Origin of the sequence: Streptomyces justiciae (genome assembly GCF_015163075.1) — a bacterium.
Lineage (GTDB): Bacteria > Actinomycetota > Actinomycetes > Streptomycetales > Streptomycetaceae > Streptomyces > Streptomyces justiciae.
In genome coordinates this window covers 103,271-126,105 of record NZ_JADDXU010000024.1, presented here as the reverse complement: position 1 = coordinate 126,105, position 22,835 = coordinate 103,271, and the positions used below count along the sequence as shown (strand labels likewise).

The 22,835-nt window shown below is 68.3% G+C and carries 19 protein-coding genes and 2 pseudogenes; 9 read left to right on the top strand and 12 right to left on the bottom strand.

What is annotated here, in order from left to right; genetic code table 11:
• Positions 1 to 673 precede the first annotated feature (673 nt).
• Positions 674 to 1,912: an IS110 family RNA-guided transposase gene (locus IQ210_RS41880; protein ID WP_194084495.1), complete on the top strand. Its 1,239-nt coding sequence runs from the start codon at positions 674 to 676 to the stop codon at positions 1,910 to 1,912.
• 449 nt (positions 1,913 to 2,361) lie between these two features.
• On the top strand, positions 2,362 to 3,672 hold the full coding sequence (locus IQ210_RS41875) for an MFS transporter (protein ID WP_322658099.1): 1,311 nt from the start codon (positions 2,362 to 2,364) through the stop codon (positions 3,670 to 3,672).
• 277 nt (positions 3,673 to 3,949) lie between these two features.
• On the opposite strand, the gene IQ210_RS41870 is transcribed toward IQ210_RS41875, so the two are convergent.
• The 10 genes and pseudogenes from IQ210_RS41870 to IQ210_RS41830 all read right to left on the bottom strand — a co-directional run bounded on the left by IQ210_RS41870 (position 3,950) and on the right by IQ210_RS41830 (position 12,363).
• Positions 3,950 to 4,675, bottom strand: coding sequence for a 3-deoxy-manno-octulosonate cytidylyltransferase (locus IQ210_RS41870; protein WP_194084494.1), 726 nt, complete (start codon positions 4,673 to 4,675; stop codon positions 3,950 to 3,952).
• A complete protein-coding gene (locus IQ210_RS41865) occupies positions 4,675 to 4,983 on the bottom strand; it encodes a Rossmann-fold NAD(P)-binding domain-containing protein (RefSeq protein WP_194084493.1) in 309 nt (102 codons plus the stop codon). Before IQ210_RS41865 ends, IQ210_RS41870 begins: the two co-directional genes overlap by 1 nt.
• Entirely contained in the window at positions 4,974 to 5,747 is a 774-nt protein-coding gene (locus IQ210_RS41860) for a phosphotransferase (RefSeq protein ID WP_194084492.1), read from the bottom strand. Before IQ210_RS41860 ends, IQ210_RS41865 begins: the two co-directional genes overlap by 10 nt.
• A gap of 46 nt (positions 5,748 to 5,793) precedes the next feature.
• Positions 5,794 to 6,303 carry a P-loop NTPase family protein gene (locus IQ210_RS41855; protein WP_194084491.1) on the bottom strand — a complete coding sequence of 170 codons (510 nt, stop codon included), beginning with the start codon at positions 6,301 to 6,303 and terminating at the stop codon, positions 5,794 to 5,796.
• Between the two features lie 30 nt (positions 6,304 to 6,333).
• Positions 6,334 to 7,371 carry a hypothetical protein gene (locus IQ210_RS41850; protein ID WP_194084490.1) on the bottom strand — a complete coding sequence of 346 codons (1,038 nt, stop codon included), beginning with the start codon at positions 7,369 to 7,371 and terminating at the stop codon, positions 6,334 to 6,336.
• Positions 7,368 to 7,649: a carbamoyltransferase C-terminal domain-containing protein gene (locus IQ210_RS48080; protein ID WP_265584751.1), complete on the bottom strand. Its 282-nt coding sequence runs from the start codon at positions 7,647 to 7,649 to the stop codon at positions 7,368 to 7,370. The genes IQ210_RS41850 and IQ210_RS48080 overlap by 4 nt, the downstream gene beginning before the upstream one ends.
• Before the next feature lie 116 nt (positions 7,650 to 7,765).
• Positions 7,766 to 9,088: pseudogene (locus tag IQ210_RS41845) on the bottom strand (carbamoyltransferase N-terminal domain-containing protein); the annotation flags it as partial.
• Positions 9,085 to 10,056 (bottom strand): thymidylate synthase, encoded by a 972-nt coding sequence (locus tag IQ210_RS41840; RefSeq protein WP_194084489.1) that lies wholly within the window; start codon positions 10,054 to 10,056, stop codon positions 9,085 to 9,087. The gene IQ210_RS41840 and the pseudogene IQ210_RS41845, both read right to left, overlap by 4 nt.
• Positions 10,057 to 10,084: 28 nt before the next feature.
• Positions 10,085 to 11,689: a glycosyltransferase family protein gene (locus tag IQ210_RS41835; protein WP_194084488.1), complete on the bottom strand. Its 1,605-nt coding sequence runs from the start codon at positions 11,687 to 11,689 to the stop codon at positions 10,085 to 10,087.
• A complete protein-coding gene (locus IQ210_RS41830; protein WP_194084487.1) occupies positions 11,686 to 12,363 on the bottom strand; it encodes an HAD family hydrolase in 678 nt (225 codons plus the stop codon). Before IQ210_RS41830 ends, IQ210_RS41835 begins: the two co-directional genes overlap by 4 nt.
• 299 nt (positions 12,364 to 12,662) lie before the next feature.
• Between IQ210_RS41830 and IQ210_RS41825 the strand changes: the two genes are divergently transcribed.
• On the top strand, positions 12,663 to 13,163 hold the full coding sequence (locus tag IQ210_RS41825) for an ATP-binding protein (protein ID WP_194084486.1): 501 nt from the start codon (positions 12,663 to 12,665) through the stop codon (positions 13,161 to 13,163).
• Here IQ210_RS41825 and IQ210_RS41820 read toward each other — a convergent pair.
• The gene (locus IQ210_RS41820; protein ID WP_322658095.1) at positions 13,126 to 13,872 is read right to left on the bottom strand and encodes a 2'-5' RNA ligase family protein; all 747 of its coding nucleotides are present in this window, start codon (positions 13,870 to 13,872) and stop codon (positions 13,126 to 13,128) included. The genes IQ210_RS41825 and IQ210_RS41820 overlap by 38 nt on opposite strands.
• A gap of 19 nt (positions 13,873 to 13,891) precedes the next feature.
• The gene (locus IQ210_RS41815) at positions 13,892 to 15,262 is read right to left on the bottom strand and encodes a hypothetical protein (RefSeq protein ID WP_194084484.1); all 1,371 of its coding nucleotides are present in this window, start codon (positions 15,260 to 15,262) and stop codon (positions 13,892 to 13,894) included.
• Positions 15,263 to 15,474: 212 nt separating this feature from the next.
• On the opposite strand from IQ210_RS41815, the gene IQ210_RS41810 reads away from it, so the two are divergent.
• The 6 genes and pseudogenes from IQ210_RS41810 (at position 15,475) to IQ210_RS41785 (ending at position 22,787) form a co-directional block, all read left to right on the top strand.
• A complete protein-coding gene (locus IQ210_RS41810) occupies positions 15,475 to 16,356 on the top strand; it encodes a helix-turn-helix domain-containing protein (protein ID WP_194084483.1) in 882 nt (293 codons plus the stop codon).
• Positions 16,353 to 16,580 carry a DUF397 domain-containing protein gene (locus IQ210_RS41805; protein WP_194084482.1) on the top strand — a complete coding sequence of 76 codons (228 nt, stop codon included), beginning with the start codon at positions 16,353 to 16,355 and terminating at the stop codon, positions 16,578 to 16,580. The genes IQ210_RS41810 and IQ210_RS41805 overlap by 4 nt, the downstream gene beginning before the upstream one ends.
• Before the next feature lie 221 nt (positions 16,581 to 16,801).
• Positions 16,802 to 16,948, top strand: a pseudogene (locus IQ210_RS41800) (IS5/IS1182 family transposase); the annotation flags it as partial.
• Between the two features lie 223 nt (positions 16,949 to 17,171).
• Complete coding sequence (locus IQ210_RS41795) at positions 17,172 to 18,011, top strand: hypothetical protein (protein ID WP_194084481.1); 840 nt, start codon at positions 17,172 to 17,174, stop codon at positions 18,009 to 18,011.
• A complete protein-coding gene (locus tag IQ210_RS41790; protein ID WP_194084480.1) occupies positions 18,008 to 21,307 on the top strand; it encodes an ATP-binding protein in 3,300 nt (1,099 codons plus the stop codon). The genes IQ210_RS41795 and IQ210_RS41790 overlap by 4 nt, the downstream gene beginning before the upstream one ends.
• 244 nt (positions 21,308 to 21,551) lie before the next feature.
• Positions 21,552 to 22,787: a helicase associated domain-containing protein gene (locus tag IQ210_RS41785; protein ID WP_228049430.1), complete on the top strand. Its 1,236-nt coding sequence runs from the start codon at positions 21,552 to 21,554 to the stop codon at positions 22,785 to 22,787.
• The last annotated feature ends 48 nt before the right edge of the window (positions 22,788 to 22,835 follow it).

Here is a 22,835-nt window from a genome sequence, read left to right as displayed (position 1 = left end):
GAGTGCCAACGCTCGGACCGCCCTTCGCCGTCGCGACGTGACGTACCCTCCTGCGGGTACCGACGCCGATGCCGGCGCCTTTCAACGTGGCTGGACTTAGGGCGGACCGGCGGGTACCGACACCGATGGTGCCCTTCGCCGTGGCGAGGCGATGGTCGATCCTGCGGGAACCGATGCCACCCCCGCTGCCTTTCAACGTGGCGGGGCTGAGCGCGGATACTCCCAGGGCACGGGTGTCCACCCCTGGGGCCAGAAGCGTGAGCATGCGTGCGGTCCTAATTCGTGAGTAGGTGGTTCCAGACCAGCCCGAACGAGGGCTGGCGGACTGTCGAAGTGGTGAGGTTCGTAGCGGCCGCGTGGGCGCCGGCCAGACTCCTGTGTGGTCCGGGCCCGTCGAGGCCTCACGAAGGACCGGTGGCGCCCGGCGCCTACGGGCCGCTGCGGAACTCACCCACCCGTCTCGAACATTGATCTTCGTGGTGCGAGCCCGTCGCAGGGTGACCTCCCCTCGCTGTCCCGAGCCTTCGAGCTCTGCCCAAGATCGAGGCCCCTGCGAGGCGCTGGCGTCACGAACGGCTGGTGAGATGGCGGACCTTCGAGTCCTGGAATTGGGTCGCCGCGTGGCCCACACAGGCTTGTCACCTGCACAAACGCACAGGGTAAGGAGTACGGATTGAACGTGTACTGCGGGATCGACTGGGCCGAACGCCACCATGACGTCGCCCTGGTCGACGCAGCTGGCACGCTGCTGGCCAAGCGGCGGATCACCGACGACGCGGCCGGCTACCGGGTGCTGCTGGAACTGCTCGCCGAGCACGGCGACACCCCCGAGAACCCGATACCGGTGGCCATCGAGACCAGCCACGGCCTGCTGGTGGCCGCCCTGCGGACCTGCAACCGCCACATCTACGCGGTCAATCCGCTCTCCGCCGCCCGCTACCGCGACCGGCACGGCGTCAGCCGCAAGAAGTCCGACCCCGGCGACGCCCTGGTCCTGGCGAACATCCTCCGCACCGACATGCACGCCCACCGCCCGCTGTCCCAGGACAGCGACCTGGCCCGCGCCATCACCGTGCTCGTCCGCGCCCAGCAAGACGCTGTCTGGAGCCGCCAGCAACTGGTCAACCAGGTCCGATCGCTGCTGCGGACCTACTTTCCGGCTGCCCTGGATGCCTTCATGGGCAAGCAACATGGCCTCGCCCGCCCGGAAGCCCGCGCCGTTCTGGCGGCGGCTCCCACCCCGGCCCGCGCGGCGAAGCTGTCCGTAACCCAGTTGCAGGCCGCACTCCGCCACGCGAGCCGCACCCGCGGCATCGAGGCCGAGGCCCGGCGCCTGCGGGAGATCTTCCGGGGTGACTACGCCCGCCAGCCGCAGGCCGTCGAGGACGCCATGGGGCACCAACTCGCCGCGCTCCTTGTCCAGTTGGACGCCGCCTGTCGAGCCGCCGATGAACTGGCCGAGGCGGTGGAAGAGTCTTTTCGCGAGCACCCGGACGCTGACATCCTGCTCAGCTTCCCCGGCCTCGGCGTCCAGCTCGGCGCCCGGGTGCTCGCTGAGATCGGCGATGACTGCGACCGCTTCGCCGACGCCCGCGCTCTGAAGGCATATGCCGGCTCGGCCCCCATCACCCGCGCCTCGGGCAAGAAGAAGTTCGTCGGGCGGCGGCACATCAAGAACGACCGCCTGATCACGGCGGGCTTCCTGTGGGCCTTCTCCGCGCTGCGGAGCTCGCCCGGAGCCGACGCGCACTACCGCCGCCGACGCGAGGCGGGGGACTGGCATGCCCAAGCCCAGCGGCATCTGTTCAACCGGCTGCTCGGCCAGCTCTACCACTGCCTGCAGACCCGGCAGCTCTTCGACGAACATCACGCATTCACCTCCTTGTCAGCGGCTCCGGCCGCCGCGGCTTGACTTCTTAGGCACGTGAGATGGCTTTCGACGTCGAAGTGGTTTCCGGCACTGCGGTGATCCCAGGCTCCGCCAGGTCAGCCGACCCATCCCTCCCCAGGGTTCGGCAGACGGCAAGGCGCCGCGCGGGCCGTGCCTCGTGCTCTGTGCCACCTGTGTTGATCAGGGGTCGCTCATCCTCTGCCAGGAGCGCGCCGCCGGGAACCTGAAAAGTTATAGGGCCGGTCCGAGTTGACAGTCCCTCACAGTGGGCACCGAGTGCCCCCGCGCCGCCGGGCACTCGTGTCCGTCCGGTCATGACGCCAACTGGTGATCAGCGGCTGTCCGAGGCGGTGAGCCGGGAATCGGGGTGGTATTCCGTTGAGGAAGCCAGAGGGGAAGGAAGGCATAGTCCCGCCGTCGGCAAGCTCCTGCGCCTACGGCGCGTGTGACGTCGCCGCCAGAACCACTCGGTGAGCAAGGTGGGAATCGGGGCGGACCAGCGCCAGGGAACCGCCGACGGCACCTCGCCCCGGGTGGGGCTGTTGCGGGAGCGGGGGTTCCGGCTGTACTGGAGCGCGCGGAGCGCCTCGCTGATCGGGGATGAGATCAACTACCTCGCGATCCCGCTGGCCGCCGTGCTGTTGCTCGACGCCGGCGCGGCCCAGATGGGGTGGCTCACTGCGGTGGCGCTGCTGCCCTCTCTGCTGCTGTCGATACCGGGCGGGCTCTGGGCGGACCGACAGACGAACCGGCGCAGGGCAATGATCGTCGCGGACCTCGGCCGGTTCGTCACGGTCGCCTCCATACCGCTGGCGTATGCGTGGGGAACGCTGACCATGGCCCATCTGTACGCGGCGGAGTTCACCGTCGGGGCCCTCACTGTGCTGTTCCGGGCCTGCAATCACCACGTCTACGCATCCGTGGTCGCCTCGGACAGATACGTCGACGCCAATGCGCTGCTCTCCGGGAGCAGTTCGGTGGCCTCGGTGGCCGGGCCGAGCACGGGCGGGGCGTTGGTCCAGGTGCTGTCGGCGCCATTCGCCCTGCTGGTGGATGCCACCACCTACCTGGTGTCGGCGATGTGCCTTGGAGGTCTCAGGCCCCAGGAAGCGCCGCCCGCACCGCGTCGTGGGGGCGGGCTGATGGCCGGACTGCGGTGGGTGACGGAGAACCGTGACCCTCGCCTGCTGCTGACCGGGGTCTGCATGCTGAGTCTGTGCAACACGCTCCTGGCCACCCTGTTCGCACTGTACGCAACCACCGAACTACACCTGACGGCAGGGGCGTTGGGGGCAGTGGTCGCCATGACCGGGCTCGGCGGGCTGGCCGGCGCGTACGCCGCCCCGCGCGTAGTGAAGCGGATCGGTATCGGCCCGGCCATCGTCACCGGCTTCCTCGGCTTCAGCCTGCCCCTGCTGCTCGTGCCATTGGCCGATGGCCCGACGCCGCTGGTGATCACGGTACTCATCGCCGCGCAGCTCGGCGCAGGCTGCGGCGTCGCGATCATGGACATCTCCTCCAACAGCTACCTGATCGCCGCCATCCCGGAGAGCTTGCGTTCCCGCGTGATGGGCGTGGTTCAGACAGCCAACTTCGGAGCCCGCCCCGTCGGCGCGGTGCTGGCCGGTGCCCTGGGCACCACCCTGGGCCTGCGCCCCACCCTGTGGATCGGCACGGTGAGCGCCGCGCTGAGCGTACTGTGGGTCGCCGCCTCGGGCCTGCCACGCCTCCAGAAACTGCCCGAAAATACCGCGACAACCGCTCCAAGCGGGAGCAGTTAGGAGCCGGTGCACGCAACACCCGGCTCCCCCCGGGCAACGTCACGGCAGCGACTGTTGGCCACAACCTCGATTACTGGCGGAAGCGCCTAGGCGAGCTCATCCAGACGGATCCACTCAAGGAAGTCAGTCCACGGAAGTCGATGACTGCCCTCTCTCGCCGGTCCGCATGAACCCTGGACGCTCTGGCTCCCTGCCACAGATTTCTCGACACTGTTAGCTGCCGAAAGCCCCGCCGGAGCAGCCAGCCACCCGTTTTACGCCGTCGAGACACAACCGCTCACCCTCGCAACCGTGACTGCGCGCGCTGGAGATCTTCCGGGGTGTCAATGGCGATGCCCTCATGCTGCACTCGCACCATGGTCACCGGGAGCGAGTGCTCCAAGAAGCGGAGCATCTCGATGCCTTCGGACTTCTCCGCTGGGCCGGGTGGGAGACGAGTTGCGGTGCGAAGGGCTTCCGGAGTGAAGGCGTACAGGCCGAGTTGACGTAGGTAGGTGGGCTGGAGGCCCTTCGGATACGGGATCGGGTGTCGCGAGAACGCCAGCGCTGTACCGTCCGCACGGAGCACGACCTTGACCACATTGTGGTCAATTACGGCGGCGGGGTTAATGATCTCGGCGTAGCCGTTTGCGCCGCCGTGCGGCGGCGCCTCGGGTCCCAGGAGTACAGATACGACGGCATCGATCGCGGCAGGCACGATGAAGGGCTCGTCCCCCTGAACGTTGACGATGACATCGGCGTCCAGGTGCTCGGCGCACTCGGCCACCCGATCCGTGCCAGTTGCGTGCTCGCCGGTCATCCGGTGCGGGATTCCGAGCCGTACGCAGGCGTCGGCTATGCGCTCGTCGTCGGTCGCGACCACCGCCTCAGCGACTTGCCGGGCCTTGAGGCATTGCTGATGGACGTGCCACATCAGGGGCATGCCGGCCAGTTCGGCGAGGGGTTTGCCGGGGAAGCGGGTTGAGCCGTAGCGGCAGGGGATGACGGCGGCGACGCGCAGCATCAGGCGGACTCCTTCAGGCGGCGGAGTTGCTGTTTCATGCCGTCAGTCAGTGATACCTCCGGCTTCCAGGCCAGCAGGTCGCGGGCCTGGGTGATATCCGCAAGGGTGGCGGGCACGTCGCCTGCTCGGGCTCCGACCCGCTCGACGGCGACCGGGTGACCCGTGAGGCGCTCGGCGACGTCAAGAACCGTGGAGAGGGAAGTACTGTGCCCGGAAGCGACATTGATCACGGCGCCGAGGTTCGCCACCTCCGCGACGCATGCCGCGATCGTGGCGCGTACGACGTCGCCGACGTACGTCAGGGGCATGTAGGGCTCCGGGGTGTCGGAGTCGGGCGTACGTGGGGCCAAGGCCGGCGGTAGCCTCCGCGACCGACGTACGGCGCGGTGAGGATGCCGTGGAGTTCGGCGTACTCCATGAGCTGGGTGAGGGTGATCTCCCCCAGGCGGGCGTGGTGGGCGGCGGCGGCCGTGTTGTACGCGGTGAGGGCTCGGTCGATCAGTGCGACCGGGAGTTGGCCGTACGTCATGGACAGGGTGACGACGAGCTTCGCCAGGTCGTAGGCGAACGGGGCGAGGGTGAGGTCGTCCGTGTCGACGGTGACTGGTGGACCGGACGCGGGGATCAGGATGTTGCGTGGGTTGGTGTCCTTGTAGAAGGCGGCCGGGCGATCGGCTGTCCTGTGCAGAAGAGCGAGAGTCGCGTCCAGGGCTTGGGCCGAGGCAACGTAGCCCACTCGGAAGCGTTCGCACAGGGCGGTGGCGCGGGGGCCGATGAAGCTCGCAAGGACGTGGCCGTCCGATACGTACGCCGTTGTGAGGCGGGCCTTGTGCAGGGTGCTCCGCCAGGCTGCTTCGTGGCAGGCGCCCAGGTGTCGGGCGAGTTGTTCGAGGTCGCGAGGTTCCGCGTGGCGGCCGTCGGTCCATGCGAACGTCAGCTTCCCCGGCCCGGAGCCCGTGATCGGGGGCACCGTCATGGGTGCGGCATGGTGGCTGAGCCACTCGTGGTTGTGCTGGGCTCGCACGCGCTCGGCCTCGGTGGCGTACGTCTTGGTGAAGGTCCCCCCGGTCATGAGCGGTCGCCGCCGACTTGGATGGAGGCGACGTCGAGAGCTTTGGCTACCCGGCCGCCGTTTCGCTGAGCCAGCGCCTGGCCTGGCGTCTGCTCGTCAGCATGACCACCTGCGCGTGGCTGCGCGCATGCTCGTCGATCTTCGCCAGCACTCGCGGGCGCATCGTGCGGCGGTACGAGAGGACGTAGCGGAGCACGCCCAGGTGGATGCGGTTGTAGATGCCGTTGTCCTTGTTCTGGCCGTGACCGTGGCGGAGTTGTCGGGACAGGACGCCCCAGAGGCAGGTCCATGTGGGCGTGTCCATGAACACCACGGTGTCGCAGGCTTCCAGCCGGATCTGGAGGGTCGAGTTGTAGTTGCCGTCGATCACCCAGTTCGGAGTGGCGACGAGGTCGCGCTGCAGCTGGGCGAACGTGTCCTTCGGCAACTCGTTCCAGTCGTCGTCGTAGTAGACGGCGTCCAGGTGCGTCACCGGGGCGTCGAGCCGTCGGCCGAGTTCCCGGGCGACGTACGACTTGCCGCTGCCTCCGCAGCCCACGATCGCGACCCTCTTCATGGTGCTCCAGGGTAGGGGGACGGGACGGGTTCATCGGACGCCTCCGGCGGGCGCGAGGGTGTTCACGAGGCCGTTCAGCACCTTGACCTGCCGACTGAGGCGGAACGGTTCGAGACGGGACACGCAGTCCGCGAGCAGTTGGATATGGGTGTCGGTGCCGGCCTCGGTGCGGAGCCGGTGCAGCGTGTGCACGACGTCCGAGCCGGTCCGCACGAGGAGCGGGGGCGGGACGAAGCGTTGGGCGTGACGGATGTCCGCGGGGCAAAGAGGCAGGCAGCCGGAGAGGACGGCCTCGAAGATCCGTTGCGTCATCTGCCCGGCTCGGGCGTAACGCCGGGGCAGCAGCAGGACCGTGGCCAGCGCCCTGCCGTACAGCCTCATCGCGTCGTGGAAACCGTGGCGGCCGAGGAAGGTCACGTGCGGCCAGCGGGTGGTGTTGTGCCACTTGCCCACGACGGCGTGCGGAACGTGCACCGCGGCGGGTGCGAAGTAGTGGTCGAAGGTGTCGTCGCGGTCGTACTGGTTGCCGACGTAGGCAAGCGAGAGCGGTCGGTTCGTGCGGGCCAGTGCTTCGGGGGTTGTGTTGTCGAGCCATTCGTCCGCTACAGGGAAGAGCAGGGATGTGGCGCCCGGTGAGGGGCTGAGGGCCGCTTCACAGACGGCGACGCCGGGGTCGTGTCGCCATGGGGAGTCGGCCGTAAGGCGGCGGTCCTTGTCCCAGATGACCATGGGGGTGCGGCGGCTGGCCGTGTAGTGGTGCAGGAGTGTGTTCTGCCGGTGCAGGTCGCAGGTGTGGCCGGGGCTGGCGCAGTCCGTGGTGTTGCGGCCCGGGATCGGCCAGCGCCACTCCAGGAACAGCACGTCGATCTCGGGGAAGTCGTCGGGGGCGAAGGAGTAGTCGAGGATGTCGCCGGCTTCGGCGCGGTCGCGATCGGCCTGGAGGAAGACGATCTCGTGGCCGTCGGCGATGAGCGCGTCGACGAAGGGGCGGCGGTGGCTGCGGCCACCGTCGGGTGTGTCGGTGATGCCAGGGCCCAGGAAGCCCCAGAAGCTGTAGCCGATCCTCATCGCTTCGTCACCCACCAGTCTTCGAGGAGCAGCGCGTCGAGCCCGGAGCCGGTCAGGCAGTCCAGGGCCATCTCCGGCGTGCCGCAGATCGGCTTGCCTTTGATGTTGAGGGAGGTGTTGATCAGTACGGGGACGCCGGTGCGCCGTGCGAAGGCGTCCAGCACGGCGTGCAGGAACGGGTTCTGGCCGGGCGTGAGGGTCTGGACGCGTGCTGTCTGGTTGGTGTGCACGATCGCCGGGGTCTGTTCGCGGGCCTTGTCGGTGACCTGCGACGCCATCGACATGAAGGGCGCCGGCTGGCCGAGGGTGAAGTACTCCCCCGCGCGTTCGGCGCCTGGACGACCGGCGCGAAGGGACGGAACGGCTCGCGGAACTTCACCGTGGCGTTCAGGCGGTCCGCGATTGCGGTGCTGAGCGGAGACGCCAGGATGGATCGGTTGCCCAGCGCGCGCGGGCCGGCCTCCACCCGGCCCTGGAAGAGGCCGACGATCCGGCCTTGCGCCAGCTGGTTGGCGAGGAATTCCACACGGGCGTGATCCGAGGTGAGGCGTTGTGTCCGCAGCCCTGGCCAGCGATCCCAGTCAGTGATCGGCGATGCCCAGGACGGGCCGAGGTAGCAGGCGCCCGCGAAGCCTGTCAGCGGTTGGGGCGCCGTGGTCAGGTGGACGGCGGCGGCAGCGCCGATCGCCGTGCCGGAGTCGCCCGGTGCGGGCGGGACGAAGACCTCGTCGAAAATGCCCTCCTCGACGATCCGGCCCACGCCGACGCAGTTGGCCGCCACACCGCCGCCCAGGCACAGCCGTGATGCGCCGGTGCCTTGCCGTGCCATGCGGGCGAGGTGGCAGAGCACTGCCTCGGTGCGCTCCTGCAACGCGGCTGCGAGATCCCGGTGGATCTGCTCGACAGGCTCGTCCGGGCGGCGGGGCGGACAGGTCGCCGCGATGAACCCCGCCGTGACGCGTGCCGCGCCGCGCCGCAGTGTCCTTGGTGGGAAGAGGTCGGGCGCGACCACGAAACCGGTGCGGGTCGTCCGCACTGCGTGTTCGAACAGCGGGCGGAAGCGGGCTGGATCGCCGAGCGCGGCCAGCGCCATCACGGTTCCCTCTTCATCGCCGCGCCGCCAGCCAAGGTGCATGGTGACCGCGCCGTACACATAGCCAAGCGACGCCGGGTCGTCGATCGCGTGAAAGGTACGCAGCTGGGGACGCCCGGGGCTTGGTTGCCTGCCGTGGGCGATCGTCGTGGTCTGGGTCTCTCCGAGGCTGTCCACCACCAGGACCGCTGCCTCTTGGAATCCGGAGGCGGCGAAGGCGTAGGTCTGGTGGGTCGTGTGGTGGAGGGACGAGCGGACTTGGGCGTTCGGGAACTTCCCGGCCAGCGTGTGCCGGCGCGCCAGCGTCCGGCCCGCGACCGTCGTGAACCCCAGCCCTCTTGGTACCGCCCGGCTGCGCGTCTCGGCGGAGAGCAGCAGCTTCGCAGCGCGCGGCACGGCGTGCAGGTAGTGCGCGGCGGAGAAGTTGTAGCCGACCGCGTCGATGTCTTGCGGCCGGAGGCCCGCCTCCTTCAGCAGCCAGGTGACGGCGAGTTCCGGATACGCCTTGGTGTGCTTGTCCTGGCCGAGCCGTTCCTCCTCGACGAACCCGACGAGACGGCCGTCGAGGAGCAGCGCGGCCGCGGAGTCGTGGGTGTACGAGCACAGGCCCAGCACCGCCTTCATCGGGCGCCTCCAGCGGTCGCGGCGCGCGATGCCCTGCGGGCCCGCAAGTGGGCGTACCAATCGACCAGTGCGGTGCCGAGCGGGGCGGCCATCTGTGCGGCCATCGCCTCCGCCTGCTCCAACTCGCCGCTCTTCCATAGCCGGTAGCTGCGCATGGCCGCCCCCAACTGGCTCCATCCGGGATGTGACGGCACCTCTCCGTCCCGCCGGACCCTGCCGAGCAGCTCGTCAAAGTCCTCCCAGGGCGTGGCGAGTTCGGGCATCTCCTCGACCGGCCGACCGGATTCGGTGTGGGGCAGGGTGCCGGCGGCGGACATGTCGTCCTCGTACAGGTGCAGGGAGTCGACGTGGTGGTGGTAGGTCCCGAGGTCGGCGTGCACCCAGCCTGCCATCAGCTCGTGGAGCACGGTCGCGAAGAACAGGTCGTAGGGCAAGCCGGTCCGCGCGTCCTGGCTGCGCATCGTGGTCGCCATGTGCAGCTGTCCCTGGCGCAGTTGGAAGCGGAAGCCGAGGGTGCAGGGCACGTCGCGGTGGCCGGCCGCATCCTGGGCCGGGTCGTAGAGCTGGATCACCGCACGTCGTGAGTCGGGGTCCTCGCGAAGGGTTCTGATGGCCTCGGCGAGCTGGTCGATGTGGCCGCCCCAGCGGCGCATCCGGGGGCCGTACGCGCCGCGCAGGAGGCCGTTGTCGGCGTACCGGCGCAGTCGGTTGTTGTAGTCGAAGATCCAGGGGGCGTCCGAGCCGAGCAGGTGCCAGACCGTCTCGGCGGCGGCGAAGGCAGGGTTGAGGATCCGGGCAGGCGGCAGGTGGAGGAGGCGGGCGCGGGGTTTGGTCAACACCAGGTGTGCGCCGTGGAGTTCTCGTGTCGGCATGCCGCGCGGGCTGACGGGTCGTCCGTGGTCGGCGGTTGCGCGTACGGCTTCTGCGAAGAGCAGGGCGGCGCTGTCGCCCTCGAGCGAGATGGTCATCGGTGATCCGTTTCGTGGGGTGGCCGGGTCACAGGGTGCTGTGCTCGGCCATGGCGTTGACGACGATGTCGGCGACGGCTACGGCGCTGCGGCCGTCCCATCGGCAGATGGAGTGCTTGGCAGCCGCGGGCACTCGGACGGTGTCCGAGGTCCGGTCGATGCGCGCGAGGGCCACGGTGATCTCGGCGTCGGACTGGCATCTCTGGGCCGCGCCGTGGTCGGCGAGTTGGAGCGTGCGGGTTGCCGGCAGGGCCAGTTCCAGCACGGGTACGTCGAGGAGCAATGCCTCGATGCCGCAGGTGGACGATGCGCTGAGCAGGGCGTCCGCTCCGGCCAGGCAGCCGTGGGCGCCCACCTCCGGCGCGGCCACGGCCACGGCGATGTCCTGGGCCGAGTCGAGGAGCGCGGTCAGGGCGGAGGGGCCCTGTGCGGGGTGCGGAGCCAGCACCAGGCCCCAGCGGCGGGACGTGTTCCGCAGGCCCTCCGCGATCGCGTCGAACTGGTCGATGAGCCGCAGCTCGCTGAAGGGTTGGCAAGCCCAGACCGCGATCCGCGCGGGTTCGAGGCCCGTCTGCTTCGTCAACAGCTCGATGAGGTAGGCGCGTTGCCCAGCGCGGTCGATGTCTGCGAGTGAGTCGAAGCGGGGCTGGCCGACGATGTGGGTGCGGGCGTCGGTGCGCCGGGTCCAGGCGTGTGCGGTGAGGACGTCACGCGAGCCCATCACGGCTACGTGGCGGCAGTGCTGTGCCCGCCAGCCGACCTGTCCGTCGGTCCAGGCTCCGTGCTGGACGTAGACGGTGCTCGCGCCGGCGCGTTCTGCGGCGGCGACGGCCAGGACTCCGAGGGGGCTGGTGTCGTTGCTGCACAGCAGCACGTCGGGGCGGAGGGTGGCGAGGGCGGCGTGGAGCCAGCGCTCGGCCATGAGCACTGACGACCAGGAGGGCTGGGTGCAATCCGTGCTGTGCACGAGAACCTGCGAGACGAGGTGAGCGAGGCGGCCGAGCGAAACCTCATGCCGGCCGACGGTCGCGGTCGGTCCCTTCGGGTGCACGCTCGGTGGCTTGAGCGGCGGTCCTCCGTGGTGCGCGAAGAGCGTGTCGGGAATTGGTACGACGGTGATCTGTGGTGTATGGGGTTCGGGAAACCGCTGTGCCGGGTCGGTGGACGCGTCCACGACGGTGGTGGCGATTCCTCGGTCGGCCAGTTCGGCGAGCACCGGCAGCAGGGTCGCGGCATGACGGGACGACCACGACAGGGCGCACACCGGTGTGCTCCGCATGCCGGAAGGCAGCCGTGCATCCTGGGGCCGGGTGCTGTCAGGCCCGTTCGGTGGATCCTCGTCCCCCAGTCCCAGTACGTACGCGACGCCGGCGTCTGTCACGTCGTACGAGACGTAGCCGATCGCCGCGCTGTCGTGGGCCACGCCCAAGGGCTGTGGCCCGCCGCACGGAGCCGTGGGATCGTGCATTGCCAGCAGGCGCCTGGCCAGGCGTGCGACCAGGCGGCGGACGGGAACGTAGTGGACCCGCAGCCAGCCCACCCCGCCCGGGGTGAGTGCCGCGTCTGCGTAGGCGTCCTCCAGCGCGGCCATCACTGCGTCGACCTCGCGGTGCAGGGCCTCCGTCGTGGTCATGCCGTCCCCCTCGAAGGCAGTCCGCGGGCCAAGTCGACGAGCTGGGAGGGCTCTTGGAGGATGAGCGGCAGCGGCTTGGTGGGTGCCCCGTATCCCCAGGCCGCGTGGGCGTAGCGCAGTCCGGCTCGCTGCGCTGCCTCCTGATCGACGGGCATGTCGCCGACATAGAGGGCGTCCGCAGGGTCGGTCGCGGCCTCCACCAGTGCCAGCAGCAGCGTGTCGGGGGACGGCTTGCCGCGGCCCTGGTCCGGGGTGCGCAGGACGGCGAACGGAGCGCCGAGGACGGCCAGCATCGGCTGTGCGCGGGCGGCGGACTTGGATGTCACGACCCCGAGCCGGCAATCTGCGGCGACGATGTCCTGCAGGGCCTGTTCGACTCCGGGAAACGGCCGTGCGAGGTGCGCGAAGCGGACAGCCGCGCTCTCGTACGCCTCGGCGAACCCCGCGCCGCCCTCCTCGCCCTTGCCCAGGTCAAACAGCGCCAGGATGTCACCGAACGGCCTGCCCAGGTGCTGGGCGTAAGCCGCGAAGGGGACCGGAACCCCCAGCTCGGCCGTCACGGCCTCCCAGGCTGCCCGCATCGCCGGCAGGGAATCCATCAAGACGCCGTCCAGGTCGAAGAGCATCAGCTCGGGGCAGGATTCGCTCCCCGGGAGCGGGGGGTTGCTGAGCACGGGCGACCTCCGGTGCGCGAGTCGGGGCGGTTGCCCCGTGCCGGCCGAGGGAGCAGGCAGCCCTGAGCCGGCACGGGGGGCCGCTTTCGCCGGGCATGGGTGAGAGGGGATGGCGGAAGCGGCCCATGACGACGATCGCCGGGTGAGCGAGGCGGCGATACGCCGTCCGTCCGCCGTTTCTCCGCCGCTGTGCGGTCGGCAGACGGCGAGGAAGCGGCGTCTGCCCTGGCGTGCCGATGCCTGTGTTGTCTGTCGACGCTGGTGAGGCACGTCAGCAGCTACCGGGAATGAGGCACAGGGTGTTCCGCTCACACACGGGCCAGGTCACAGCCCACCACTTCGCCGACGAACGCGTGCATCACCGCTGGGTGGATCTGCGTGGCGTCGAGGAACCGCTCGTGCTCGTCCGCGAGCAGGTACGTGACGCCCTCGGCGGTCGCGCCGTCCGGCCGCGTGTCGACGACTCGGCGGTTGTCGCCGTCGAGCTGGTCACCAACGCGCTACGGCATACCAGGAGCGGGCCGACCGGCCTGGCCATGGACGTCTACGAGGACACCGCGCTGCTGTGGGTCCACGACGGCGACAAGGACGTGGGCGCCGTCCGGCCCAGCATGTGCGCGAACGGCGGGGGCAGTTCGGTGCTCGACCTCCCGGAGGATGGTCGAGGCCTCCAACTCGTTGCCGCTCTCGCCGACAGATGGCTGGTGTGGCCCACCGCGGAGGGCAAGGCCGTGGTGGCCGAGATCGGCCTGACGGACACGGCTACTGCCGCACCTGCCCGACGCGAACCGGCGCGGTGAGCGGAAGGCTCTCCAGGACGTCCCACCGGTACGTGCACCCGTCGCGGCGCAGCTCTACGAGCTGGACGTCGGTGACTTCGACGGCGACGGCGGCAAGCTCGCGCAGAGCGGCAACGGCGTTCACCACGGGGCGAGCGTCACGGCGCCGGTCGTTGTAGGCGATGCTGAGGTGGGGCCGGAAGTGGGCCGTCGGCTTCGACGGCGGGAGCCCCTCGGTCCGTCCGGCCTCCGCCAGCGCGGTGTTCAGCCGTACCAGCGGCGTCCACGGGCCGACCGAGAAGCGAACCGCGCCACGGGAGCCGGCCAGCGGCGCCGCCTGCAGCGTAAAGGCGGTCACGGCCTGTGGCACAAGCCGAGCCGCGGTGCGGGTGAGCGCGCCCAGCCGGTCGCGGGTGACGGCGTCGCGGCCTGCGGCGCGGGCGAGCGTGATGTGCAGACCGCCGTCGGCGGGGACCGGATCAAGCCCGAGCGGTGCCAGCGCCTCCTGGCAGCGCACGGCGAGGTCGGTGAGCGCCGGCATGTCGGAGAACGTCAGCATCCAGTAGTACGCCCTGGCACCGTCTGGCCATCCCGGCCTCGACCAGTGATCGGTCATCTCCCGCAGGACGCTGAAGGCGGCCCAGTCGTGCCCCGTGATGCACCTGAGGTCGTCCGGATCCGCCGGAGGGTCGGTGGGAAACGCGGCGGGATCGGCGCTGAGCAGGGGCACGCGGCGCGCTCCTTCGGCATCACATGGCCCTGGTATGAGACATGGCCAGGGCTGCTGGCTGGGAGTTCCAGGCACGGAACTCCTCGCCATACTCCCCTACGCTCGGCTGCTCCTGCCATGGCATAGCCTGCTCGTACAGGTCCCGCGCACGCTGCCACACTGACCTAATGGGTGCGTCACCGCACAACGCGAGCGCCTGTCTGCCCAGGGTCATTGCATGCTCGAGATCGGGTGACGGCTGCTGCAACAGGGCCGTGGACACGTCGAGCCGTACCAGCGAACGGCTCCACGCCGAGTCGGAGTGCTCGACGAGGTCGTCGATCTGCCGGGCGTCGCTCAGCACCCGATTGGCATGGCCGAGGGAGACGTGGGCGGTAACAGCGTTGGCCAGGGTCCTGGCTTGCCCGTACGGCTCGAAGGAGATGCAGGAGGTGACGCCGGCCGGCACGTCATGCAGGTCCGACAGCTCCAACGCCTCTCCGATGGCCCGAGCCGCCGCCTGCCCTCGGCTCAGCTTCGCCAGGGCCCGGGCACGACCGTTGGCCAGGAGCCGGATGGTCTGGGCGCTGCGCGGTGCCCGCTCCACAGCTGCGGCGGCGCAGGCGTCGGCATCGGCGTAGCACCCCGCGTAGTACAGACCGAAGGACAGCGTGCCGTCCGCCCACAGCTCGGTGTCCAGATCACCGATTGCGTGGCTGAGTTCACGCGCCTCCGTGCAGTACGCCTCGGCAAGAGCGAAGTCACCGGTGTTGACCGCCATGTAGCCGAGCAGACCGGAGGCCCGGGCAGCAAGCCGGAACAACTCCCGGCGCGGGCCCGGTGGCTGGCGGCCGTCGAGAAGGGTGTGGGCAAGCTGGCGCAGGTGACGGGTCTGGGGGCGCAGGACATGGGGTCCGTCGACCTCGTAGCGGGCCGTGATGCCTTCCAGGGACGAGTGGAGGAAGGCCAGTGTCGTCTCGTCGGCGTTGCCGGTGGTCAGGTGCTGGGTGCGGGCGACGATGTCCAGGGGGTTCTCGTCGTCGGCTGCGCGCTTGAGCACCCATCCCGGCTGCGTGGGGTGCAAGCCTGGTACGCGTGGGCTCCGGCCGGGAATCTGGCTGTCGCGGTCGTGCTGCTGGTCATGGTCGTCGACCGCGGAGAACAGCTCAGACACGGGCCTGCCCAGCATGTGCTCAAGCACCCGGCAGGCGTCCGGGCGCGGCAGGGTCTGCAACTCTCCGCCGTACCAGCGGTCGAACTGGCGCGCAGAGACCTGGACGGACGCCAAGCGGGGATCGCCATCTAGGTCAGCCAGCCGGGCAGCGGTCCGCTCGAACCTCGCCGAGAAGGCTGCGTACGTCGTCAGATGCCGCTGCTGGAGCAACCGGCGGAACAACGTCGTCCGTGGCATGGCACACCCTCCTGGTGCGGCGATCGGGGCCGACGTGCAGGGGGACGCCGAAGAACGGAGAGGGCGTGATGCCCTTTGGTCGGCTGCGGCCACACCGTGCGGTGTACGCCGTCATGTCAGCATGCCGACGCAACCACTAACTAGGCAATATGTCTGGTGAAGTTGACTCGAACGGGTTGTAGGGATGGTGTCATTGCGGAGAGACTTCCGGCATGGCCTTGAAGAGGAGTCTGGTACCGCAGTCCGTGTACCGCCGACAACTCGCAGCCCGCCTGAAGGAGTTGCGTGACGGGACCGGCCTCACCCTCACCGAGGTCACCGAGCGGCTCGAGATCAACCAAGGGTCACTGAGCCGCATCGAGAACGGCGAGCGTGGCACGACGCCGATCCTCGTGCGGGCACTCCTGGATCTGTACGGCGTCACAGACGAGACCCTGCGGGCCGACGTCCTCGACCTCGTACGGGCCGACAAGGAACAACAAAAGCCCTGGTGGCGGAAGTACTCGACCGTGCTGACCGCCACCCGCTACGACGGATACCTCGCCCTGGAAGCCGGCGCGACCCACCTCGCCAACTACCAGCCCATGCTGGTACCGGGCCTGCTGCAGACAGAGGACTACGCGCGCGCCGTGATCTCCCAGATGCGGATGGAACTGCCCCCGCCGCAGGTCGAGTCCCTGGTCAAGGTCCGCATGGAACGTCAGAACAGCCGCTTGGGCGGCGAACAGCCCGCGAAGTTCTGGGCGATTCTCGACGAAGCCGCGCTGCGCAGGACCATTGGCTCGGCCGAGGTGATGCGCGAGCAGCTGCGCAAGCTGGTGGAGATCAGCGAGCAGCCGAACATCACCGTGCAACTGCTGCCCTTCGCACTCGGCGCGCACCCAGGGCTGTACGGCCCGTTCGTCATCCTGACCTTCCCCCACCCCACACCGAACCTGGTGTGGCTGGAGAACCCCAAGAACTCCGTGTATCTCGAGTCCCCCGAGGACGTCGACAACTACACAGACATCTTCGACCAGTTGAGAGCCTGCGCCCTCGGTCCCACGGAAACCCGCACCCGCATCGCACAGATCAGCAAGGAGCTCGAAGCGTGAGCACGCCCCGCAACACCGCACCATCCCACGACACCGAACTCTCACACGCGCGGTGGCGCAAGAGCTCCTACAGCGGAGGCGCGAACGACTGCATCGAGATCGCGGAACTGCCGGGACGCATCGCGATACGCGACTCCAAGGACACCCAACGCCAGCCGCTGCTCTTCTCAAGAACGGCCCTGCACGCCCTGGTCCACGGGATCGGGCACTGGCCGATCGGTTAGCACGAGCGGGCAGGCCGTGGCGCGCTCCTGACGCGAAATCACCACTACATAAATTGCACCCGGCCGCGGTTGTGTCGCTCCCGGAGGAGCTCTGATTGACGGCAGGGATGGGAACACACAAGCGAGTTGCGACGTGGTGAGCCTCTCCAGCCAGTCCGGCAGCGGTGCGGCGTCTTGGGCATCGAGCATGGCGGCGAAGTGAGGAAGACGACAACGCCGCCCACCGCAAGGTACGTGCCCGGGTGGAGCATGTGATCTGCCGGATGAAGAACTACAAGATCCTCCGCGACTGCCGGCAGCGGGGCGACGGCCTCCACCACGCGGTCCAGGCCGTCGCCCAGATGCACAACCTCGCCCTCGCATCATGACCAGAAAGCCGCGATCACAGCCCCTGACCTGCCGAAACACAGCCTTGCGCAACGTACTTTCGATAGGACCCTGCAGCCGCCTTCTTTGCGCCGGTCAGATACGCGTCGGCGCGGGCAGTTATCTCGGCCTTGCGCCAGGGGGCAAGGCGCCCGCGCTCCTCGCTGCTGCTCAGCGCCCGGCAGTGTGGTGTCGCGTCATAATGCTGGCGGCACAGGGGGGCATATGGATCTGTCGTTTTCCAAGCAGTTCGACGTACAGGAAGTCCTGGAGGGCGGGGCCCATCCCGCCCAGTTCGGGACGAACGTGTTGGCTGGTCTCATCGACGGGATTGACGAGTTCCGGCGTGATCTTGAACAGCAACGACGGTCGAGAAGTCTGGGGCCTGCGATGCTCGGGGCCTTCTTGTGGGTGGACGATGCCGAGCTGCTCCAGCGCATCGCCGAGTTCCCCTCCACGTGCGTAGTGGTGAGCAAGCAGCCGCGGGGCAAATACCACACAGAGCGGTTGCGGAAAGTTGCAGAGGCTGTGAAGGATGCGGCTGGCCTCCCAGCCTGGGCTTTCCACGAGCTGGAAGAGCTGCGCTTCCACCAAGACGGCAAGACACCCGTGCTGGGTCCCAGCTCTCCGCAGGAACGCATCCGTCTCCCGGCCATGCGCACCCTGGGCTACCGCAAGGCCGGGAACCATCTCGTCCCGATTCTGCACACCAAGATGCTCCTGCTGGGTGAGCTGTGGTGGCACGACGAGGACGCGCTGGGGGGCATGGCAGATGTCACCGGCTTCACGCCGCACCGGCTGTGGCTGGGCAGCGCCAACGGCACGGGGAGCTCTCGCCGCAGCCTAGAGTTCGGCCTGTGGCTGGATGATCCCGGCCTCCTGAAGGCCGCGCGGCGGTTCCTGCTCGAGGTGCTGGCCCAGTCCGAGGACCTGGATCCTGACAGCAACGACCTGACACCTGACCTGGTGATGCCGGACTACGACGACGAAGCCATGTGGGAAGCAATGGCCGCCCTCGCCGACCATGACGCCGATGAGCACGACGACAGCCAAAACGACGCATGAGCAGCACAGGCCAGAGCGGCGGGGAACTGCCGGAGCAGCCGCCCTTGACGGTCACGGCGCCTTTACTGCTTCGTACGCATGAGCTGTCTTGGGAGGCGCTGGAGCATCTCGTGGTGGCGTTGGCGGTCCAAGCCGACCATGCTCTGGAGTCTCGACCTTTCGGGCGTGGCGGCCAGGCCCAGGACGGGGTCGACGTGGTCGCCTTCTTCACCTCACAGCCACCTACGGTGTATCAAGCCAAGAGGTACGAGAAGTTCACCGCTGCCGATCTCCGCAAGGCAGTGGCTGTATATGCCGATGGAAGCCGACCCTTCGACGCTCACCGTTTGGTGATCGTCACCACGGCGGATGTCCGTGACACAAAGGTCGACCTGGAGCTGACTCGGCTACGCGAACAGCACCAGGATCTGGTTGTTGATCTGTGGGGCCGACAGCAGTTGTCCGACATGCTGTTTGTGTTGCCGGACTTGGTACGACGGTTTTTCGGTGAGGACACGGTGCGAGTGTTCTGCCGTCCCATGCTCGACCGGGAGATACAGGCCGACATCAGTGACGCGTGCAAGGGGAAGGAGCTGGAGGACTACCTAGCCCACCTCGGTTCGTACCTGAGCGAGGGGTTACATGGCCAGGTTGGGCTGACTCTGGAAGAGCAAGACGGGGCAGAAGGTGTGCTGTCAACGGAGTTGGCAGCCTGGCTGCGGCCCGGGCGTCACGTCCAGGTTGTCGGCAGCTCGGGAACGGGAAAGAGCCATACCCTGACTCACGCCGCCCTGAGGTTGGTGCAGGTCGGCTGGCTGCCCATCCTGCTCCGAGCGGGCGTATACGAAGGACGGGTAGAGGACAGCCTCGACGAGAGCGTGGCCCCGTTCACCTCGCAATCCGCGGACTGCCTGGTGCAGGCCGCTCGGGTGAAGGGGCTTCCGGTCGTCTTGCTTGTGGATGCGATCAACGAATGTCCCAGCCGACTCCAGGATCGGCTGATGCTGCAGCTCAGTTCGTGGTGTCGCCGCGCCGAGGCCACCTTGGTGTCCACCAGCCACGAGTTCGTCAACGTGCCCGCAGTGATCGGCTGTGCACAGCTGAGGACGGTCAATCCAACCGCACAGCAGCGCGCGGCGCTTTTGCGGTGCTACGGGGTAGGTCCTCAACAGGAAGAGGTCGTCGAGGAAGAGTGCAAAGCGTTCGGAACCGCCTTCGAGCTGTCGATGGCAGCGCAGCTGACACGGCGTCTGCCGACAGGCGCGGGACGCGCTGCACTCTTGGACGCCTACCTGGGTGAACAGTTGCAGCGAGCGTCGCAGCCGACGGCTCTACGGCAGGTGCTGCACCGCTGGGCGATGCTGATGGACGAGCGGCTGGCGGGATGGTTGCCGCTGGCGGAAGCTCAGCGCAGCGCTGCCCAGTTACTGGTTGCGCTCGGTGGCGCGGTGGGCGTGGTGGACGAAGCATTGAGATCGTCTGCGGTGCAGGTTCGCCATCGGCGGGTCGAATTCCGGCATGAGTGGTACCAACAACTGCTCGCTGCAGAAGCCCTGATGTGGTCCCGTGAGAGCGCTATGGAGCTGGCCGGTGAGCTGCGGCGACCGCATCGCCGTGAGCTGGCAGTCTGGGCCGTTGCGCTGCTCAGCGACCCGTGGGAAGTACGCAGCCTGCTGCAGGGACTGTCCGACACAGAGGTGCTCATCGAAGCGCTCTGCGGGCGATTGGGACCGGTGGCTGACAGCGTCGCGTTGGCAGAGGCCCAGCGCTGCTTGGAAGAGGCGGTCGAGGCCATGGCCGCCAGCAGGGTCGAATGCACTTCCGACTTCAGATACGCCATTGAGCCGAGCCGCTGCTGGAGCAAGTACGAGCAGGCGATGTTCACGGCTCTCGGCACCACCGCTCGCGACGGACGGCTGTTGGGGCCGCTGGCCAGGCTCATGCGCGAGACTGACCAGGCCTTCCGGCGCGGTACGGGATGGAGCCCAACACACTCTCGCGTAGCTGGGCTGATTGCTCAGGCTTTGAACGGGCCCACCACGTCCAAGGGCGGCACACGGCTGCCTGCAGCGGTGATTACGCATGCGCTCCGGCTGGCGTGGCCGAGGCGAGGGCACCACCAGCATCAGCCGGCAGGAGCAGCCGATCTCCAGAGATGGGCCGCTTCGCTGGAGGCTGACGACATCGGGCTGGCCATGCTGCTGTGCCTCCTGCTGCGCTGGACGGACGACAGTGAAGTAGCTGCCTTGGCGCCGGCGCTGTTCGGCCACGCGTGGGCCACCGAGGCCAGCCACCTGCGCTTCGCGGGCCTCGACCTGCTCACCTCCATCCGCACCACCGTGGACGAGGTCACCGAGACCCGAGTGATCGAGCTGCTGAACGACGTGGACACGGAGAGTGTGTGGGTTTCCACGATGCTTGTCGACGCCTTACACGTCTACGGGCAGCTCAGTTCGCCCTACGCAGTTGACGACATCACCGCGGAGATCTCTTCTATCCTCGCCAGGCCTCATCAGCCCGACGCCCATGCCCGTGCTCAAAGAATCGTGGAGTGTCAGTTCGAGGAAGTGATCTCTGCACCGTTTATCGAGGCCGTCGATGCTCTTGAGGCGACCGCACGCCGCGCGCTGCTTGTCCTCGCAGTGCGGGAAGGGGACGCCAGCCTGTTCACAGACGTTGTCCTCAAGGAGTTAATACGTGCGAGGGACCCGGCCGCACTGCCAGCTTTCCGCTACTGGGCGTCACATATAAACGTGTCCGATCCATTCCGCCAGAATGCGATCAGTTGCCACTTGCTCGGCATCGAAGGCTGCGCCTCACACTTGGAGATCCCTCCCCCGATGCTGGGCAGCCACGAAGGCGCCGACGCAGAAGCATGGCGCTGCTACGGACAGATCTTGTTCTGGCTTCACCGCCCGAACCTCACCTCAGATGACCGATATTCCCGCTGCATGCCTCTGTGGGAGCAGCTCACGACTTCTCTCCTGGACGCCGCCGTTGACCCGATCCAGCAGTTCCAGTCTGTTGCCATGTTCGCCCAAGACATCCGTACCAGCGCGCTCGGCCTCATCGTCGATTCCTTCCCAGGACAAATTCGCACCGTTCTGCACCATGGCCTGAGCGCCCCGGAGCACCTCACCTCGCTTTTCCCGCACCCCCAGCCCGACGACCGCACCGCCACCGTGCTGCGCCTACTCGCTCGCGTGGGAGATCATTCCTCCCCCCAACTGCTCGCCCTCTACCGTGACCACCCTGGCCTCGGCAGTACAGCCGCAGACACCATTCGACGTCTCAACAACCGCACTACTGAAAGCTGATTGCACAGCGTCGACAATGCGGAGTCACTACCACCTGTTGGGCAAGCAGAGCAAAGGTCCCCCGCACTCCCCCACCTATAGATAATTGATACCGCCGAGTGTGATGCAGTGCTATTTGCGGATGCGCGTGGCTCGATGGTGGATATCGTGCAGATGGTGGGGCGGGCTCTGCGGCTGCATCCGGGGCGCGGGAAACTGGCCACGCTGATCGTTCCGGTATTCCTCGGGCCGGACGAAGATCCGAATGAGGCTCACCTCGAATGCCTATGGCACCCTCAGCAAGGTCCTCGGAGCCCTGCGGGCGCACGACTTGGAGACGATCGAGGCCCTCGCCGACCCCCGTGTGCGCAGCGGCAGTTGGCGTTCTGAGGACAAGGACGTCGACGGCGAGGGCCTGGCGCAGGACGCTGACGGGGAGGACGGCCAGGAGGCGGATCTCGTTCCGCCGGTCGGGGCCGCGGCGGCGGGAGTGCTGGGGTTCACCGAGGAACGCGACCCGGCCGCCCTCACCCAGTTCGTACGGCTGCGGGTCATCGACCCCGAAAAGGCGTACTGGCGGCGCGGCATCCAGGCCGCCACCCGCTGGCTGCGCGAGACCGGCAACAGCGAACTGCGGGTGCCCTTCACATACGTCACCCCGGAGGACTGGCCCGGGGGCATCGGCGGCCATCCGCTGGGGGTGTGGGTGGCAGATCAACGCCGCTACTACACGGCCGGAACCCTGGACGCCAAGCGCGTGGCGGAGCTGGAGAACCTGGGCATGGTCTGGTCCGTGCACGCCTCCGCGTGGGAGGCCGGCCTCGCCGTGGCCCGCGACTACGCGCGGGTGCATGGCCATCTCCTGCCCGCTTCCTCCGTGGTGTGGGACGGGTTCGCTCTGGGGGTCTACCTCAAGAACGCTCGTCAGGCGGCCAAGAAGGCCCGAGACAACGCCGCACGCCGCGCGAACGGAGAGACCGGCATCTCCTATGCCGGTGAGCTGCCGCAGAGCCGTATGGAGGCGCTCAACGAGATCGATCCCGGGTGGGCCCCGGACGGGTGGGAGATCGGCTGGCAGCGCTGCTACCGACTTCTCCTCGCGCACGTCCAGGCAGACGGAGCCCTGCCCGGCAGGGCCGGTGAACTGGTGGTGCAGGGCGAAGACCTCGCCGTATGGATCGCCGGACAGACCGCCGGATGGGACAAGCTGGCCCCGGCACAGCAATACCTCCTGGAAAGCCTCGGGGTGGACCCCGACGCCGCAGGACCAGAGGTACGGCCGGTCCGGCGGTCCCAGGACGAACTGTGGGAACGCAACATGACCGCCGCCCGCCAGTTCCACGCCCGCGAAGGACACCTGCGCGTACCCCGCCAGCACCGCGAACACGTCGACGGCGAACTGCTCGGCCTGGGCTCGTTCATCTCCAACGCCCGAAGGCGCGCCGACAAACTCAGCCCCGAACGACGCGACGCCCTGACCGACTTGGGGATGCGCTGGTAGACACCCGGGGGGAACGGGAAGCGGGCTGCCGCAGAAAAGGTGGCGGGG